At 36.0% G+C, this 17,841-nt stretch carries 16 protein-coding genes and 1 tRNA gene; 13 read left to right on the top strand and 4 right to left on the bottom strand.

The genetic code is table 11. The features are described from left to right. Window positions 1–13: 13 nt before the first annotated feature. Both DLK05_RS06360 and DLK05_RS06355 read right to left on the bottom strand, forming a co-directional pair. Window positions 14–649: a lipid-A-disaccharide synthase N-terminal domain-containing protein gene (locus tag DLK05_RS06360; RefSeq protein ID WP_127343173.1), complete on the bottom strand. Its 636-nt coding sequence runs from the start codon at window positions 647–649 to the stop codon at window positions 14–16. Continuing rightward, complete coding sequence (locus DLK05_RS06355; protein WP_127343172.1) at window positions 649–1,377, bottom strand: glycosyltransferase; 729 nt, start codon at window positions 1,375–1,377, stop codon at window positions 649–651. The genes DLK05_RS06360 and DLK05_RS06355 overlap by 1 nt, the downstream gene beginning before the upstream one ends. A 291-nt stretch (window positions 1,378–1,668) precedes the next feature. Between DLK05_RS06355 and DLK05_RS06350 the strand changes: the two genes are divergently transcribed. From DLK05_RS06350 to DLK05_RS06335, 4 genes are all read left to right on the top strand, one after another. Continuing rightward, window positions 1,669–3,018, top strand: a complete 1,350-nt coding sequence (locus DLK05_RS06350; protein WP_127343171.1) for a YihY/virulence factor BrkB family protein — start codon at window positions 1,669–1,671, stop codon at window positions 3,016–3,018. A 19-nt stretch (window positions 3,019–3,037) separates the two neighbouring features. After that, a complete protein-coding gene (locus DLK05_RS06345) occupies window positions 3,038–3,277 on the top strand; it encodes a zinc-ribbon domain-containing protein (protein ID WP_127343170.1) in 240 nt (79 codons plus the stop codon). Between the two features lie 60 nt (window positions 3,278–3,337). Further along, window positions 3,338–4,126, top strand: coding sequence for an alpha/beta hydrolase (locus DLK05_RS06340; RefSeq protein ID WP_127343169.1), 789 nt, complete (start codon window positions 3,338–3,340; stop codon window positions 4,124–4,126). 142 nt (window positions 4,127–4,268) lie between these two features. Continuing rightward, on the top strand, window positions 4,269–4,769 hold the full coding sequence (locus tag DLK05_RS06335) for a TlpA family protein disulfide reductase (protein WP_127343168.1): 501 nt from the start codon (window positions 4,269–4,271) through the stop codon (window positions 4,767–4,769). 86 nt (window positions 4,770–4,855) lie between these two features. Here DLK05_RS06335 and DLK05_RS06330 read toward each other — a convergent pair whose 3' ends face one another. Beyond that, on the bottom strand, window positions 4,856–6,130 hold the full coding sequence (locus tag DLK05_RS06330) for a KamA family radical SAM protein (protein WP_127343167.1): 1,275 nt from the start codon (window positions 6,128–6,130) through the stop codon (window positions 4,856–4,858). A gap of 461 nt (window positions 6,131–6,591) precedes the next feature. Between DLK05_RS06330 and DLK05_RS06325 the strand changes: the two genes are divergently transcribed. From DLK05_RS06325 to DLK05_RS06310, 4 genes are all read left to right on the top strand, one after another. Beyond that, a complete protein-coding gene (locus tag DLK05_RS06325) occupies window positions 6,592–7,848 on the top strand; it encodes a peptidase U32 family protein (RefSeq protein WP_127343166.1) in 1,257 nt (418 codons plus the stop codon). Window positions 7,849–7,941: 93 nt separating this feature from the next. Further along, on the top strand, window positions 7,942–8,445 hold the full coding sequence (locus tag DLK05_RS06320) for a TlpA family protein disulfide reductase (protein WP_127343165.1): 504 nt from the start codon (window positions 7,942–7,944) through the stop codon (window positions 8,443–8,445). Window positions 8,446–8,456: 11 nt separating this feature from the next. Further along, a complete protein-coding gene (locus DLK05_RS06315) occupies window positions 8,457–9,260 on the top strand; it encodes a DUF2797 domain-containing protein (protein ID WP_127343164.1) in 804 nt (267 codons plus the stop codon). A 91-nt stretch (window positions 9,261–9,351) separates the two neighbouring features. Continuing rightward, entirely contained in the window at window positions 9,352–10,368 is a 1,017-nt protein-coding gene (locus DLK05_RS06310; RefSeq protein ID WP_127343163.1) for a branched-chain amino acid aminotransferase, read from the top strand. Between the two features lie 415 nt (window positions 10,369–10,783). Here the strand turns inward: DLK05_RS06310 and DLK05_RS06305 are convergent, their stop codons facing one another. Then, the gene (locus DLK05_RS06305; RefSeq protein ID WP_235831961.1) at window positions 10,784–12,289 is read right to left on the bottom strand and encodes an adenylate/guanylate cyclase domain-containing protein; all 1,506 of its coding nucleotides are present in this window, start codon (window positions 12,287–12,289) and stop codon (window positions 10,784–10,786) included. A 193-nt stretch (window positions 12,290–12,482) separates the two neighbouring features. On the opposite strand from DLK05_RS06305, the gene DLK05_RS06300 reads away from it, so the two are divergent. The 5 genes from DLK05_RS06300 (at window position 12,483) to DLK05_RS06280 (ending at window position 17,268) form a co-directional block, all read left to right on the top strand. After that, window positions 12,483–13,310, top strand: a complete 828-nt coding sequence (locus DLK05_RS06300) for a universal stress protein (RefSeq protein ID WP_127343162.1) — start codon at window positions 12,483–12,485, stop codon at window positions 13,308–13,310. A 185-nt stretch (window positions 13,311–13,495) separates the two neighbouring features. Beyond that, window positions 13,496–14,077: a non-canonical purine NTP diphosphatase gene (locus DLK05_RS06295; RefSeq protein ID WP_127343161.1), complete on the top strand. Its 582-nt coding sequence runs from the start codon at window positions 13,496–13,498 to the stop codon at window positions 14,075–14,077. Window positions 14,078–14,103: 26 nt separating this feature from the next. After that, complete coding sequence (gene porZ / locus DLK05_RS06290; RefSeq protein ID WP_127343160.1) at window positions 14,104–16,377, top strand: type IX secretion system anionic LPS delivery protein PorZ; 2,274 nt, start codon at window positions 14,104–14,106, stop codon at window positions 16,375–16,377. A gap of 7 nt (window positions 16,378–16,384) precedes the next feature. Continuing rightward, window positions 16,385–17,119 carry a DNA repair protein RecO gene (gene recO, locus DLK05_RS06285; RefSeq protein ID WP_127343159.1) on the top strand — a complete coding sequence of 245 codons (735 nt, stop codon included), beginning with the start codon at window positions 16,385–16,387 and terminating at the stop codon, window positions 17,117–17,119. Between the two features lie 74 nt (window positions 17,120–17,193). Continuing rightward, window positions 17,194–17,268: transfer RNA gene (locus DLK05_RS06280), tRNA-Arg, on the top strand. Window positions 17,269–17,841: the final 573 nt, after the last annotated feature.

Raw genomic sequence — 17,841 nt, 5'->3', positions numbered from 1 at the left:
TACAGATATTTGGTTAGGAGTTTATTTTATATTTCTGCTTGCGGATTAGGACAATATTGCGGGAGTACACCAATATACCAAAACCTTGTCCGATAAATAAAACAGGATCAACCCTATAGATGGCATAGGATATTATCATTGCCGATCCCAGAATACTAATCAACCAAAATCCCAAGGGCAAGGAGGATTCTTTCTTTCGCTCGGAATAAATCCATTGGTACACAAAACGGAAGGTGAAAGTAATTTGTCCGGCAACTCCCCATAGTAGGAGCATGGTCGGAATGTCCTCATTTTGCAATAGCTTCTGATAATGCACATCCCAATTTTGTATCATGATTACAAAAGCAATTAGCGGTGTGGTCAAGGCAATAATTCTGGAGAATAAAGGCAGCTTTTTCCATTGATTCTGAATCTGAAGATTGCGAATGTAAATGGAATAGGCGATCACTTGTCCGAGGATAATTGCGAAGTCGTTGCGCAACAGACCGTAGATAAAAAGCATCCACGAGGCCAGAATACTAAGCTGCCAAAACAAGACAGGAGATAATACTTCTCCGGCTTTTTCCGATTTAATCCACTGCACAATTAATCGGGCAGAGAATAGTCCTTGTGCTACAAATCCAATTGCATATATATAAATGTCCTTCATCAACCCTGCTTTTTAATATCATAGTTGATATAGCGTTTTTTCATCCATCGATAGGCAAAACAATCCTTAAACGGACCAACTAGCCTATTGAATAAATGGTATTTTGCTTCGCCTGCAATGCGTGGGAAATGACGAACCGGTATTTGTTTGATAGCACCATCCTGAAGCATCATTAAAGCCGGGATAAATCGGTGCATTCCTGTAAAGAACGGCATCTTTTTGGCATAATCGGTACGCATTACTTTTAGAGGGCAACCTGTATCTTCGGCAGTATCTTTGGTCATATATCTGCGAAAGCCATTGGCTATTTTAGAGCTAATATTTTTTACAAAACTATCCTTGCGATTTTGGCGGACTCCGGTAACCAAGGCATACTCATTACGATGCTCCATCAGCAATTCAAAATCCATAGGAGTGGTTTGCAAATCAGAGTCGATATATCCTACAAATGGAGTGGTGGTATGGTCAAATCCTGCTTTAATAGCAGCACTCAATCCATGATTTCTATCCAGTTCTATAAAAGAAAATAAATCGGATTCGGAACAGATTTTTTCAATCATTTTCTGACTTCCGTCGGATGAGCCATCGTTCACGAAAAGAACTTTTGATTGGTATTTGGAACTTTTAAAATAGGAGAGAAATTCCTTTTTAACCCGCTCTAAATTATCTTCCTCATCATAAACAGGAACAATAATAGTAAGTTCAAATTCTTTTTGTTCTTGGTTCATTGTGTAATGTTTTCGTTCTCACATGGCTTCAAACAGCTGCGTGAAATTATTATTGAAAAAAAATCGTGTCGTAATTACACAATTTTATATTTTGATGGCAAAGATATGCTTAAAATCCTAAATAGAGAATCCTATGGATTGATTATAGCTTTCTTCAGTTTTTTTAACACTTAATGAGTTTATAATTTTTTATCAGGTTCATAAGGAATCTCTTGAGCATTTTCTTCCTTATTGTTTAATCTGTCTGTTTTCCGTAAATTCGGTCATTAATTAGACCTAAAAACAATACGAATGAAGAGTCTTCGAAGCTATTTCGATTTGGTAATGAATTTTTTGAGTCGGGGAGTATGGAATATGCGCCTGAAAGATTTATCGGGCCACCGTTATTTTCTGATCAGACAATTGCGAATATATGTGTTGGCCGTTAAAGGCTTCTACGAGGATAAGTGCCAGTTGCGGGCATCAGCTTTAACGTTTTATTCCTTACTATCCGTAGTTCCCGTTTTAGCCATGGGTTTTGGAATTGCAAAAGGATTTGGCCTGGAAAAGATATTGGAGAATGAATTGAAATCGAATTTATCCGGACAACAGGAAGTATTGCAATGGCTCATAGAATTTGCCAACCGAATGCTGGAAAATACCAAAGGAACCTTAATAGCAGGATTGGGTTTTATCATCTTGTTCTGGTCGGTTTTAAAGGTATTGAGTAATATCGAAGAATCATTTAATGATGTTTGGCAAATTAAGAAAGGTCGCTCCTGGGGACGAAAATTCAGCGATTACACGGCTATTATGCTTTTTGCTCCCATTCTGCTCATTGGTTCTAGTGCCGCTACGGTTTTTATTAAAACCATGGTGAACAAGGTGCTGGAGAGTCATAACCTATTAGATTCGGTAGGGCCATTTTTATTTTTCCTGATTAATCTGGCACCTTATTTTTTGGTTTGGATACTTTTTACACTTCTGTATACTTTAATGCCTAATACACATGTAAAATTTAAATCCGGTTTAATTGCCGGGATTATTGCCGGAACTATTTATCAGGTTTTTCAGATTTTATATATCGAATTTCAGGGAATGGTAACTACCTATAATGCAGTGTATGGTAGCTTTGCAGCATTGCCATTATTCCTGATTTGGTTACAGCTGAGCTGGCTGGTAGTTTTGTTTGGTGCTGAAATATCTTTTGCAGAACAGAATGTGGAAAGCTATGAGTATGAAGCGGAGACATCTGAAATATCTTATGCCTACAAGCGATTGCTGTCTTTGTATGTCTTGCATTTGATTGTTCACAATTTCAGACAGAATCAGGAAGCCTTGCGTTCGCAGGATATTTCCATTCGCCTGGAAATGCCCATTCGTCTGGTTCGGCAAATTATTTATAATATGATGAATGCTGGTTTGGTGTCGGAATTACTTACCGATACGGAGAAACAAATGGCCTATCAGCCAGCTTTTGATATAAACCAGATGTCGGTGCATAAGGTGATTGATGCTTTGGAAAAAACAGGCTCGGATAATATTCCTGTTTTGGAAACCTTAAGCTATCGTAAATTGAAGCGGATTTTGGAAGGATACCGGGAATCTATTTCTCCGGATCAGAAAGAAACTTTATTGAAAGATATCGACTTGAATATTTAGTTGTTAAAAATTAGAATCTATGTTCATCCTATTTGGAGCCAACGATAAAGTAATGGAACAACAGCAATGTCGGATACCTGAGCATTGTAACCATTGTAATAATACCAGTAATTGGATTTTAGAGAAGAATGCCACTTATGCCAGTCTTTTCTTTATCTCTATTGTACCCTTGAAAACTCGTTACCTCTACTATTGCCCAATTTGTAAGCATGGGCAAAAGCTGGATGCCGATGCCTATAATTGGAAGAAGAATAGTTGATTTTCTTTTTCATTATATGGCTTTTAATACATTTTTCTATTCACTTCTAAAATTAGTATCATGAAATATTATTCCTTATTCCTAATAGCCTTTTTCTTTCTACTAGAGGCATGCAATGCTCCTGTAAAAAGCTCTCCTGATAAGAATGTAGCAAGAGAAATTCAGCAAGAATATCCACAAACTATTCAATTTACTTCCTTGGATTCAGTCATGATAAGTGCCAATCTGTATCAAATCGATGAGAAGTCTCCCTTCATTTTACTATGTCATCAGGCCAGATTTAATAAGTTTGAATATGCCGGAATTGCAGAGCGATTAAATGAGATGGGTTTTAATTGTTTGGCGATTGATCAGCGTTCGGGTGGACCAATTGGAAATACGCAGAATCAAACTCATCTAAATGCACTGAAGAAAGGGAAAGCAGTCTCGTATTTAGATGCCGAACAGGATATTCAAGCCGCTATTCAATATATTGGCAAAACATACAATCAGAAGGTAATTCTTTGGGGATCGTCCTATTCTTCAACTTTGGCATTATATCTGGCAGCTAAAAATGATGCAGTGAAAGCTGTAATTTCATTTAGTCCGGGTAATTATTTTGCCGATGAAAAGGGTTCGTTGGTAGATATATTGTCAGAGTTCAAAAAGCCGATGTTTGTTACCAGTTCCAGACAAGAAGCAGACGGAGTAAAAACCTTGCTTGAAAAGCATAAAATGCTCGAGAATCAAACTCAGTTCATACCCAATGGTCCAGGGCAACATGGTTCCCGCAATTTGTGGAAGAATCAGACAGGAGGAGAAGAATATTGGAATGCAATTACAGTTTTTTTAAAGCAATTTAAACAATAAGCCACGAAACGATAAGCAAGGTGAAGGGAGCAGGTTTTGTTCCCTTTTCTATTTTAACCGAATGGAAACAGGCATTTTTAGGAAGTAGAATTTGTTGTAACTTATTGGCTATTCAAGAAGAAAAAATTACAAACCTTTTGTCATGATTAAAAATATCGCTTTAGTTGTACTGCTGCTTTTTGTAATTTCCTGTGCCTCATCAATGGACGACCAGCGATTGATGGATACTGCCAAATTGAATCATTTTATAAGCCAGAAGGATAAAACGCTGGTTTATGTGTGGACAACCTGGTGTAGTAGTTGCAGGGCAACCTTGGCAGAAACCTTACCAAAAATAAAGGCAGAGATGGATACCTCTCATTATCAACTCCTGCTTATTGCAGCGAGTAAAGACAGAAAGGAAGTCGATTCTCTGGTTACAAAGCAAGGTTTGCTGGAAAACTCCTATTATCTCGATTTTGTTGGTCCTGATAAAGGAATTTTTCAAAATATTGGAATTCAACTTCTATTGGAACGCACTTTTCCTAATGACAAAATTTTTACCCGAGCCATTCCGGTATTTTTTCTAGTGGATAGAAACAAAAATATCCTTCAAAAAAAGATTCCACATTCCTATTATGAAGCTATTAGGGTCGTGAATTAGAGGAAACGGAAAAGAGGGGAGATGAACTTGAGATCTGCTTAAAAGCCTTCCCGGCGAGGAAGGCTTAATTAATTCTTGGTGATTTGTTATGCTTCAAATATAAATTTGTCTTCAAAAGCAGGTTCTAAATCGTTTACCCATAGTGCATCAGGATTGTATTTGGCATAGAATGGTTTCCCAACCCAATCGGTGTTTCGAGCCTGAATAAAATTAAGAACAAATACTTTCTCCCCGTTTATCTCACTGATTCCAGCTACTTGAACCTTTCCGGGATGTGCTGACATCACTGGTCCACGAACAGTTCTGCAAATTCCGCTTACCTGAATGTATGCGTTCCGATAAATGTTGTAAGCTTCTTCCAGGTTTAGGGCAAAATATTCCTGAGCACCGGTTTCTCTGGCAACAAACAGGTAATAAGGAATCAGTCCTAGATTTACCTGCTTACGCCACATGCGCGCCAACATATCCGCATCGTCATTCAAGTGTTTTAATAATGGTGTTTGTGTTCGGATAATCGCTCCGGTAGCCTGAATTTTTTTAATTGCCTGTTCAGCGGTTATTGTGCTCATTTCGTTGATATGATTAAAATGAGCCATAATAGCTAGATTGATTCCCTTATTGACAATTTTTTTGAACACGTCAAGTAGTTGTGAAGCATCCTCATCGGTTGTGTATCGGTAAGGCCAATATCCCAGGGTTTTTGTTCCGATACGTATGGTTTTTAAATTTGGCAGATCGGCAGCTAGTAGTGCATCTATATATTGTTCAAAAACCTTGGTTTTCATTATCATTGGATCACCACCTGTAATGAGGAGATCGGTGATTTGTGGATTTTCCCGGATATAGTCGATAATTAAATCCACTTGTTTCATGGCGAATTTCAGTTCACTGATACCGCTGAACTGTGACCAGCGAAAACAAAATGTACAGAAAGCGTGACAGGATTGACCTTGAGATGGAAAAAACAATACAGTTTCGTTGTATTTGTGCTGAAGTCCAACCAGTTTTTCTCCGCAGATCTCCGGAACATTGTGTTCCTGTCCTGCAGGATTTGGGTTTAGTTCCATACGAATTTGGTTGGCAGTTTCTAAACGTTCAGATTTGGAGGCTCCATTTCGGATTAATTCTGCCATGCGATCGTAATGCTTATTGGAGAGCATGTCCTTTTGAGGGAAGGTTAAAATATAAATAGGATCTGTTTCGAAATGAGCCCAATCTATCAGTTCTTCAATCACATAATTGTTGGTTTTAAAAGGAAGGACTTCTCCGACTACTTCAATATCAAATATTTGTTCCTCACTTAGATGTTTAATCTGAGGGATGTTTTTAAAGTTACTCAAGGTGAATGCTCTATATTTCATAGGCTAATATTTTTTTTTGATGTTTTAATATTGTAATTGCGTTGTGAAAACAATTGCATTAGTTTTTTTTATGGTTTAAAAATCAAATCATTAGGATGTTGTGACAATGAAATGTATTAACCCTGCATAAGTTAATTGCCACAAGAGGAGATCCTTTAATTCGATTTGGAATAAAGGGAATGATATATCTGTAATTAATTCAAAGGAACAGTATAGCAAATTTCATCCCGGTTGATTACTAGCTGTGGCGCAAAAGTAATTTAATAAAAATTCTTAAACAAGCAAGTTTTTTCAGGGATAAATGGTATTCTGTCAACGTTTTAACATTTTAAGTTTCACTTCATTTATTGCAGGTATCCTCCATAAAGATTACTTTTGCTGAAAATCTGATGAAAGGTATTTATCTTGAGGAATATCTTACAGAGTAGAATTTTAGTTTTGAGAGAAGTAGAGGAGAATTCATGAAGAGAGATGATTTAGAATTAATGGCACCGGTAGGTTCATATGAATCGTTGATGGCAGCTATACAGGGAGGAGCAAATTCCATTTATTTTGGAATTGAGCAGTTGAATATGCGGGCGAGATCCTCCAATAATTTCAACCTGGAAGATTTACGTAAAATAACTTCCATTTGTCGGGAGAATCAGGTGAAATCCTACCTCACGGTAAATACTGTTTTGTTTGATCACGACATTCAGTTGATGTATAAAATTGTGGATGCTGCAAAGGAAAGTGGAATTTCTGCCATTATTGCTTCGGATGTGTCGGCGATAGCTTACGCGCGTTCTGTAGGTGTGGAGGTTCATATTTCCACACAATGTAATATCACAAATATCGAAGCAGTAAAATTTTATGCACAATTTGCTGATGTAGTGGTGCTGGCAAGAGAGTTGAATCTGAATCAGGTAGCTGCTATTTACAAACAAATAAAGGAGCAGGATATTAGAGGACCTAAAGGGGAATTAATTCAAATTGAAATGTTTGCCCATGGGGCACTTTGTATGGCGGTATCCGGAAAATGTTATCTCAGTCTGCACGAGAAAAATTCATCAGCAAACCGAGGTGCATGTATGCAAACCTGCCGAAAATCCTATGTTGTAACCGAAAAGGAATCGGGGAATGAGTTGGAAATAGATAATGAGTACATCATGTCGCCAAAGGATTTGTGTACCATAGGTTTTTTAAACAAAATGCTGGATGCCGGAGTTCGGGTATTGAAATTTGAAGGTCGTGCACGATCTGCAGAATATGTAAAAACAGTTGTAAGTTGTTACAACGAGGCGGTGGATGCCTATTTAAATGAGGCATATACTACAAAAAAAATTGATGCTTGGATGACACGTTTGTCAACAGTATTCAATCGTGGATTCTGGAATGGTTACTATCTTGGACAGAAATTGGGAGAATGGAGTTCCGACTATGGTAATCGGGCAACCAAACGAAAAATATATATCGGAAAGGGAACCAATTATTTTACCAAATTAAAGGTTGCGGAATTTCTGATGGAGACTAATGAGTTGAGTGTTGGAGACGATATTTTAATAACAGGACCAACAACGGGGGTGATAAAATCTAAGGTAGAGGAGATTCGTGTAGATTTAATAAAAGTGGATAAAACAGTGAAAGGGGAAAGCTTTTCCATCGCTTTAGACACCATGATTCGCCGATCAGATAAGCTTTATAAAATTGTTGAAGTGACTAGTGATTTAATTCAATAACAAGATAGGAGTGTACTACTTCTAAGAAACGAAATACTCCGAACTGAATCAATTTAGTTTCCGAGTGATAATTAAATATCAAATTACAGACACATGAAAAAATTATTCATTGTACTAATAAGCATTTTGGCTACTATAACTCTTTTTGCCAAAGATTATCAGGGTTCTTTATTAAAAAATGGAGATCAAGCTCCTACTTTCAAACTCCAAACTATTGATGGAAAAGAATTTTCAATTGCTGATTTAAAGGGAAAGGTAGTTCTGGTTAATTTTTTCGCTACATGGTGCGGTCCCTGCATGAAGGAATTGCCGGTAGTACAAGGTCAGCTGTGGCCTAAATTTAAAAATGATAATTTTGTGATGGTGGCTATTGGACGAGAGCACACAGCGGCTGAATTAAAAGCGTTTAATCAGAAAAAGGGTTTTACTTTTCCATTAGCAGCAGATCCTAAGCGCGAAGTGTACAGTAAATTTGCAAGTCAATACATTCCCCGCAACTATGTCTTGGATAAAAGTGGTAAAATCATTTTTCAATCCGTCGGTTTTACTCAAAAGGAGCTGGAGGAAATGATAAAGATAATTGCTGATAACTTATAAGTTGAATAAGAATGAAGAAGCAGGGAAATATCAGGAAAATGAGAGCTGAATTAAAGGAAGTGGTAGAATATCATTTGCCTATCGGTGATGAATTAATCTTCATGAATCCTTTAATCGGTAAAAAGGTCAGGCTTTCCTATTTGGGTCAGATTAATTGTATTCATTGTGGAAAAAAGACCAAGACATCCTTTTCGCAAGGATATTGCTATTCCTGTTTCACAAGCTTGCCGCAATGCGATCCCAGTATCGTTCGTCCTGAGTTAGATTTATCTTATTTGGGGATTTCCAGAGATATGGAATGGGCAAAAGAAAACTCTCTTCAGCCTCATTATGTGTATTTGGCTTATTCCGGTAATGTTAAAGTTGGGGTTACCCGTGAATCGCAAGTGCCGACCCGTTGGATTGATCAGGGAGCAATTAGAGCAATAAAATTAGCAAGAACACCTAATCGGCATATTGCAGGAGTAATGGAAGTTGCTCTAAAAGAGTATTTTTTGGATAAAACCAAATGGCGGGAAATGTTAAAAGAGCAAAATGGAACAGAGGTTGATTTGTTCGTTGAAAAACAAAAGGCGGCAGGACTTCTGCATCCCGAATTGCAACAATATGTGAGTGAGGAGAATAATACTTATACCATTTCCTATCCTGTAGCAATATTTCCAGAAAAAGTTACCAGTTTTGGTTTGGATAAGGAGAAAGAATTTTCGGGGATTTTGCAAGGAATTAAAGGACAATACCTTATCTTCGAAGGCGGAAAAGTAATCAATATCCGCAAGCACAATGGTTACCTGATTGAGTTGGAGGTTGAGGAGTAAACAGTCTCTCATCTCTTGTTTTTATAAGGAAGAAATCAATAAACACAACACAATAAATATTCGATATTAATAGTAAAATTCATAACTGAAAATGGAAAACATAAACTGGAAAGAATTTGGCTTTGGTTATACCAAAACTGATTACAATGTTCGTTGTCAATTTCGTGATGGAAAATGGGGGCAATTGGAGATTTCATCTTCTGATCAGATAAATGTACATATTGCTGCTACCGGATTGCATTACGGACAGCAGGCTTTTGAAGGAATGAAAGCTTTTAGAGGTCCTGATGGAAAAGTAAGAATATTCCGTTTGGATGAAAATGGAAAACGTCTTCAGAATTCCTGTAATGGAATCATGATGGCGAAAATGTCGCTTGAATTATTTGAAGAAGCAATTTTGAAAGCTGTGAAATTAAATGCTCGTTGGATTCCTCCATATGAATCAGGAGCTTCTCTTTATATCCGTCCGGTTCTTTTTGGTAATGGCGCACAGGTAGGTGTGAATCCTGCGTCGGAATATACTTTCGCTGTATTTGTGATGCCTGTAGGACCTTACTTCAAGGAAGGCTTTAAGCCAACAGACTATGTTGTTTATCGTGAATATGATCGTGCTGCTCCACAAGGTACAGGTACTTTTAAAGTAGGTGGTAACTATGCAGCTAGTCTTCAGGCTGGAACTCGTGCTCATAATGAAGGTTATTCTGCAGTTTTATTTTTAGACGCAAAAGAAAAGAAATATATAGATGAATGTGGTCCTGCCAACTTCTTTGGAATTAAGGATAACACCTATGTAACCCCTAAATCTGAATCTATCCTGCCTTCAATTACCAATAAGAGTCTTTGCCAGATTGCCGAAGATTTGGGAATGGCTGTGGAGCGTAGAAGAGTTGCAGTGGAAGAACTTGCTGATTTTAAAGAAGCAGGTGCCTGTGGTACTGCTGCTGTAATTTCCCCCATTCGCAAAATTGTAGATGCTGATCACCAGAAAGAGTATGTTTATGGCGATGAGGCAGGAAAAGTTAGCCTTAAATTGTATGAAACCCTTCGTGGAATTCAATACGGAACAATTGAGGATAAGCACAATTGGAATACTATTGTTGAATTATAAGATTCAAGTAGATAATAAAATAGAAGAGGGAGTCTTTACCAAGACTCCCTCTTTTCTCATTGTAAGGTGAGAACAAGGATTTATTAATAAAAATCTTTAGTGTCATCTGTTAATTGTGGAAAAAACACCAAAGCTGAACTATTTCATTTTTTTCTATTCTGATGAATCTAGAATATTGTTCCTTGTGGCAATTTAAGAAAAAGAACCAAGCTTCCCAATCTATCCGAAAAAACAGATGTTACTTAACATGATATATTTCGTCAAATAATCAGTAATAGTATCATTTTTTATTATAAAATCAAACATTGTGAATGCTAGATTGTTACTAATAGGTTTTAGAAACATTACAATTATCAGTAAAAGGTAATTTTAAGTAATGAATAACAATAAAATCTACTTGAAAAGTTCAAAATAATCAGATAAGCTCCCGAAGTTTATCTAGTTGCTTATTTTTGTTCACATCTCTCATATTTCGAGCAGTCTGAGTGAAATACTGATGATTTTCGATGAATTTTATTTGTAAGCGATTCCAACCATCAATACTTTTAATTTTACCATATTCTTTTAGTTCGCGATATAGGTTACCGGAAACCGGAATAAAGTCGGTTCTTCCCAAATAATCAAGATCCGCATCACAAATAATCATTTCCAACAACGTAGTAGGTTCCGGAGGATTCTTAGTGTTCATGATCAATCCGGCAATTTTATCAATTTGTTTTTCATTATAGAAAAATTGAGGAAGAATATGCCTTGCGAGTTTCACACTATACTCCTCATGATTGTTATAGGACAAAATAAAACCAGTGTCATGAAATAATGCAGCAGTTTTAAGAATCAACATTTCCGATTCAGTAATACCTTCTTTTCTACCAATTATTTCCACCTCAGTAATCACATCTATTGTATGTTTCAAATTGTGATAATAAAGGTTTTTAGGCAACTCATTTTCCAGTTTTGTGAGAATACTTTCTTCCAAATCATCATAGCGCAGCATCTGGAAGCGAGTAATGAAATATTCATTAGGTAGTAATCCCTTAATATCAGCAGCCATATTAGGTTTAAAGCCTTTTACAAAGTACATGTCAATATTGCCTTTGTATTTTACAGGCATTCGACCTCTATATTGGCAAATAAAAAATTCTTTTACTAACATGTAGGTCATTCCTGATATATTGATTTCACCAACAGCACCTGATGATTCCATTCGACTTGCTGTATTTACTGTATCTCCCCAAATGTCATAGCTTACCTTTTTGCTCCCTACAACTCCCGCAATTACGGGTCCTGTATGTACACCAATTCTCAAACCCCAAATAGCTTTTTTTCCATCCTTTGATCGAATGGTCATGTGTTTCATGTATTGCTGAATTTCTATCGCTGCAAGGATTACTTCAATAGGATTGGTACGATTTTTATTCGGTATTCCTCCTGCACACATGTATGCATCTCCAACCGTCTTTATTTTCTCTATATTGTATTTTTCAACTATAGCATCAAATTGCATAAAAAACTTATCTAATTCATCAATAAGATCTTCAGGATTCATCTGTTCTACAATTTTAGTAAAACCGTGAATATCAGAAAAAAGTACAGTGACCATTCGAAATCTGCGTGAGCTAACTTTACCTTTTAATTGTAGTTCTTCGGCAGTTTGTTTTGGTAGAAGTGTAGAAAGTAATTTTTCAGCTTTTTCTTTTTGAAAAATTAATTCAAGATTTTTTTCATGATAATCCAATTCAAGCTTCTGTCTTATTTTTTTAATTCGGAAAATAAACCAAATATATAGTAGACCAATTAAGAATAGCATCAGAAACCCTAGAATAAGATCATCCTGCGAGATATATGCAAGATTGAAATTTCCCACAATATGCGATGGAAAAATTATAAATTCTGTTTGGAAGGAGAGGAGAATAGGATTCATCATGCTAGGTTAAAGTCAAAAGCATTACTTCGGTACTAAAAATAGACAAGAAATTTTTAAAAATAGTCTTAAAGACTGAAATAATGCTGAAACTTAAGGTGGAGATATAAATTTGTTACTTTAACAGAAAATAATTAAATTAGCATACGGTTATGTTAAAACTATAACTGAATTTTTCTGATTTAATTGAACTATGGAAAACACTAATAGATCATTGCTGGTAGCATGGGATTTTTCCCCTGTTGCGGAATACGCTTTAGAGCATGCATTCATATTTGCTGAAAATGTTAATGCAAGTATTGTATTGGCTCATATTGTGAAAAAAGAATCACAAATTTCTGAGGCCACTGTTAAAATGACAGAGACAGTTGATAAATTGTCAAAAGACAATAATAGTAAGCTGGATTTTGTGGTTCGGGAAGGCAGTATTTTTACCGCAATAAATGATATTGCCAAGGAAATGAATTCAATGCTTGTATTGATGGGAACTCATGGTATCAAGGGAATGCAGAAGCTTACCGGAAGTTGGGCTTTAAAGGTGATCATAGGATCGAGAATTCCTTTTGTAGTAGTTCAGGCACCACCCGTACAGAAAAAATATTCTTCTGTTGTGCTACCCGTTGATTTCAAAAAAGAAAATAAGGAGAAATTAAGTTGGGCAGAATTCTTGGGTAAATTTTTCAAGGCTAAAATGAGAGTTATTACTCCGAAAATGCCCGAAGGACAAATGCTTCAAAGAACCAAAGCAAATCTTGTTTTTGCGAAAAAATATTTAGAAAACAGAGGGATTGATTATGAGATTGATACCGCTAATGGAGGAAATGATTTTGCGATGGAGACTATTGAGTTTGCTAAAAAAATTGATGCAGATATCATTCTGATAATGACCACAAAAAATATTTCATTCCAGGATTACATGTTGGGAGCACATGAACAATTTGTAATAGCTAATTCAGCTAATATTCCGGTGATGTGTGTTAATCCACGAACTGATCTTGCTAAATACGGCAGTTTTTATTAGAGCTTCGTTTTATAATATTTATATTTGAACAACGGTTTTTATAGCCGTTGTTTTTGTATGTAATAAAATGTTCTACAAAATAATATCAGGATTTGTGATGAGACATTATTTACTTTTTTATGTGGATATTTCCTTTCCTGAGTCCTTACTTTGATGCTTTTCGATTAACTTTTAAATTAAAATTTATGCAACTTGTTTTTGCTACTAATAACCAAAATAAACTTATTGAATTACAGAATTTACTTGGAGAGGAGTTTCAATTACTATCTCTCGCAGATATAAATTGCAGGGAAGAAATCCCTGAAGATCATGATACTTTAGAGGAAAATGCAAGCCAAAAGGCTCAATATATCTACGATAAATATAAAATAAATTGTTTTGCTGATGACACAGGATTAGAGATCGATTCCCTAAATAATGAACCTGGGGTTTATTCCGCTAGATATGCTGGTGAAGATAAGGATTCCAGTGCCAATATGAGAAAGGTGCTGAAGAAATTGGATGGTGTAGAGAATAGAAAAGCAAGATTTAGAACGGTAATATCTCTATTTTTAAATGGAAAGGAATATCAGTTTGAAGGAACTGTGAATGGCAATATTCTTTTGGCAGGAAAGGGAATGGATGGTTTTGGATACGATCCCATCTTTCAACCAACAGGATACGGGGAGACTTTTGCAGAGATGGATATGAGCGAGAAAAATAAAATTAGTCATAGGGGTGTGGCGGTTCGTAAATTGGTGGCTTTCCTTCAAACTCACACAGATTAGTTGTTTTAAAATCAAGAAAATTAAATATGCGTTATCTTATTTTGGCCTTTCTTGTCAGTTTTTTTAGTTTTCAATCTATAGCACAAATTAGAATTGGAGAATGGAGAGAACATTTGCCTTATCGAAAAGCGAATCAGGTGATCGCTTCAGATAATAGGATATACTGCAGAACAGAGTCGGGATTGTTCTCCTATTCCCTCACTGATAATGAAATACAAGCTTTTAGTAAAGCAAAAGGTTTATCAGACTCAGAGATCACGAGTATAGCCTGGTCTGAAGATCAAGATATTTTAGTTATTGGTTACACTAATGGGAATCTCGACTTGATAACAGATTCTGAAATTCTTAATATCCCGGATATTAAACATGCCGATATTCTGTTAGATAAATCGATTAACAACATTTTAATGCATGGTGAATTTGTTTATTTGGCAACGGGTTTTGGTATCGTGCTTATAAATTTGAATAAGCAGGAGATTGCCGATACTTATTATATCGGTGATGGAGGGGAGAAATTAAAAGTGAATGAGCTTTTATCTACCAATACTGATATATGGGCAGCAACGGTAAAAGGAATATTCAGAGCTAGTTTAGATGGTAGTAATTTGGCAGATTTTAGCAATTGGGAGCATTTAAGTAATTTACCGGATTATCAGAAAGAATGCGATCACCTGGCTGTGGTCGGCACAGATTTGTTCTTGAGTCGAAAATTAACAGCAACAACAAGTGAAATTCTAAGATATAATGGAAATATTTGGACGAATTTTGGAGGTGCATTTTCAACGGTTTACGCTTTAAAAAATCTAGAAGATAAATTATGGATCTGTCAATCTGATTTAATTCAGATATTTAGTGAAAATGGAGTGGAAAGTTTCGAAATTAGCCTTGGTGATCAACGGAATTATCGCGATGTAGTTAAAGTACAGAATCGAACCTTTATTGCTGATCATGAAAATTCACTACTGGAAATAACTGGCGGTAACGTGATTCAGATAAAGCCCGAAGGGCCTTTGCAGCAAATTATAACCGGAATATTTTCAGTGGAAGATGAAACATGGACTGTAGCTGGATCTCCTAATGAATCATTTAATGGAAGTCAATCTGATGCAGCACTATTTTTATTTAAAGATCAGAAATGGACGAATTTTTCAGCAGCAAATACTCCGGAATTGATTGGATCACATGATTTGTTTCAAATAACAGGGAATCTACGAGATAATTCGCGGATTTATGCAGCGAGCTGGGGCGATGGTGTTTTTGAGTTCAACGATGAGGGATTACAAGCAAGTTGGAATACGACCAATTCCCCTTTAGAATCAAAGGGTATTGCTTCTATGGCTTCTGATAAGGATGGAAATCTTTGGATGTTGGATGTTCAGTCCACCTTTCCGGTGAAAGTACATCTTTGGAATGACGATTGGTTATCGTTAAATTATTCTGCTTTAAATAATCGCAATGATTTAAAGAAAATTATTGTGTTATCTAATGGGGACAAATGGGTACTGCGTGCTGAAGGTGAGGCTCTGTTTGCATTTAATGAGAATTCAACCTTAAGTAATTCAAGTGATGATGTTACGGCTAGTTTCTTTCTTCGTGATGAGAATAATGCGACAATTAGCTCCGATATCTATGATATGTGTGAGGACGAGGAGGCGAATGTTTGGTTGGCGACTTCAAATGGAGTTGCAATTTATAACGATCCTGGTGCTATTTTTAGAACTGGTAGTTTCTTTGCATATCGTCCAATAATTACGGTTAATGGATCCACACAGTATCTCTTGAGTACGGAAAAAGTAAGGAGCATTGCCGTTGATGGAGCCAATCAAAAATGGTTGGGAACCGAAAATTCCGGTGTTTTTTTAGTTTCTGAAAATGGAGAAAAGCAAATTGCTCATTTTAATACCGATAATAGTCCATTGCCTTCCAATTTGGTGGAGAAAATTTCGGTGAACTCCAATTCTGGCGAAGTGTTCTTCCTTACGGATAAAGGCATGATTTCCTATCGTGCTTCCGTTAATAAAGCAAGTGAAAATTTTGATAATCTATATGTATTTCCCAATCCGGTTCGACCAGAATATAGGGGAGATATTACAGTAAGTGGATTAATGCAAAACTCAATGGTTAAAATTACAGATCTGACTGCTAATTTAGTTTGGGAAGGCAAATCTCTAGGAGGTCAAATTATCTGGGATGGTAAAAATTTTAACGGAAATAGAGTACATACAGGTGTTTACCTGATTTTCTGTTCGAGTTCAGATGGATCTAAATCAAAAGTAATTAAATTATTATTTATTAATTAATAATGCCATGATTCACAGCACGAAAGGAATCGTATTGAATCAGATTAAATATGGAGAAACTAGCCTGATTGTTTCTATTTATACCGAAAAATTTGGCAGACAAACCTATATGGTGAAGGGGGCACGCAGCAAAAAATCTAAAAATAAGAATAATTTGTTTCGTCCCTTTTTCTTGTTGGATATGGAAGTTTACCATAGGGCAGGGAAGAATATTCAATCCTTAAAGGAAGTTCGTTTGTCCGAACCAATCCACAATCTGATTTTTGATGTGCATAAAAGTACAATGGTATTATTCCTAGCTGAAGTAGTAACAAAAGTAATCAGAGAAGAGGAAGCAAACCTGGAATTATTTGTGTTCTTATATAATAGTATTCGCTATTTAGATTTATGCGATGAATCGATACAATTCTTTCATTTGTACTTCCTGACCCGACTAACTCGCTTTTTGGGTTGTTATCCACAATTAAACAGGGAAGATAAGAAGCCTTTTTTTGATTTGGATAATGGACGTTTTGTTAGTCTTGAGAACAAACATGCTCATTGCTTGAATTTTGAGCTTAGTCAAAGCTTAAATATCTTAATAAATACTTCAATTGATCAATTAAATGAATTGATATTCAGTAAAATAGTAGTTAATGATCTTTTAAGGGCTATTTTGAATTTTTATGCCCTGCAAATTGATGGTTTTTCAAGCTTGAAATCCCTCTCTGTCATTCAGAATATATTCTCTGATGATCTTTAGAAATGAAATAATTCTTATCCATTGAACTTTTGTTTTGCTGATAAGGAAGATTTGAATATTTTTGCATGTCTTTTGGCCCCATAGTTCAAGGGATAGAACAAGTGTTTCCTAAACACTAGATACAGGTTCGAGTCCTGTTGGGGCTACCAAAACGCTGACAGTAAGATAATTACTGGCGCTTTTGTTTTGATGCTGTTTTATCGCCATTCTGACCAAGCAATTTCTGCCAAAGAATATTACTCCCTTTGAAAACAATTTAGGCAAGTTATATCCAGTTAACGGCTTAAAATATACCAAATCCGTACAATTGTCAATTCAGTCTAAATCCTCGTTAAATTGGCTAATAAATGCTTAAAATCGATATCCTAATCTAGTTGCCAATTTATTTTATATTCTGTTTTCTTTTGCTGGAATATTCTACACCTTACAAACCTACATGAAGCAATCCGAGGAAAACGAAGTTGTATAATCACCTGATTATTTATATTTGTAATTGAGCCAATTGATATTTTAGACTTCGGGCAATTGAGATCTGAGTCACTAAAATATTAATTGGCTTTTTGTTTTTTTCTACAGCATCACACGAGTCCTCTTGTGTGGGCATTACACTACCACTGTCCCTCCGAATAAAACACCTTTTTCTCCATAGTAATCTCTGGTACTGCCAGGCCTTATAATATCGGTTCTATTAGAATTTGCATCAGCAAGTTAGGAATGGCTGC

It is taken from the genome of Ancylomarina longa, assembly GCF_003996985.1.
In the GTDB taxonomy this organism is placed as follows: domain Bacteria; phylum Bacteroidota; class Bacteroidia; order Bacteroidales; family Marinifilaceae; genus Ancylomarina_A; species Ancylomarina_A longa.
This window is presented reverse-complemented; position numbering and strand designations above follow the sequence as displayed.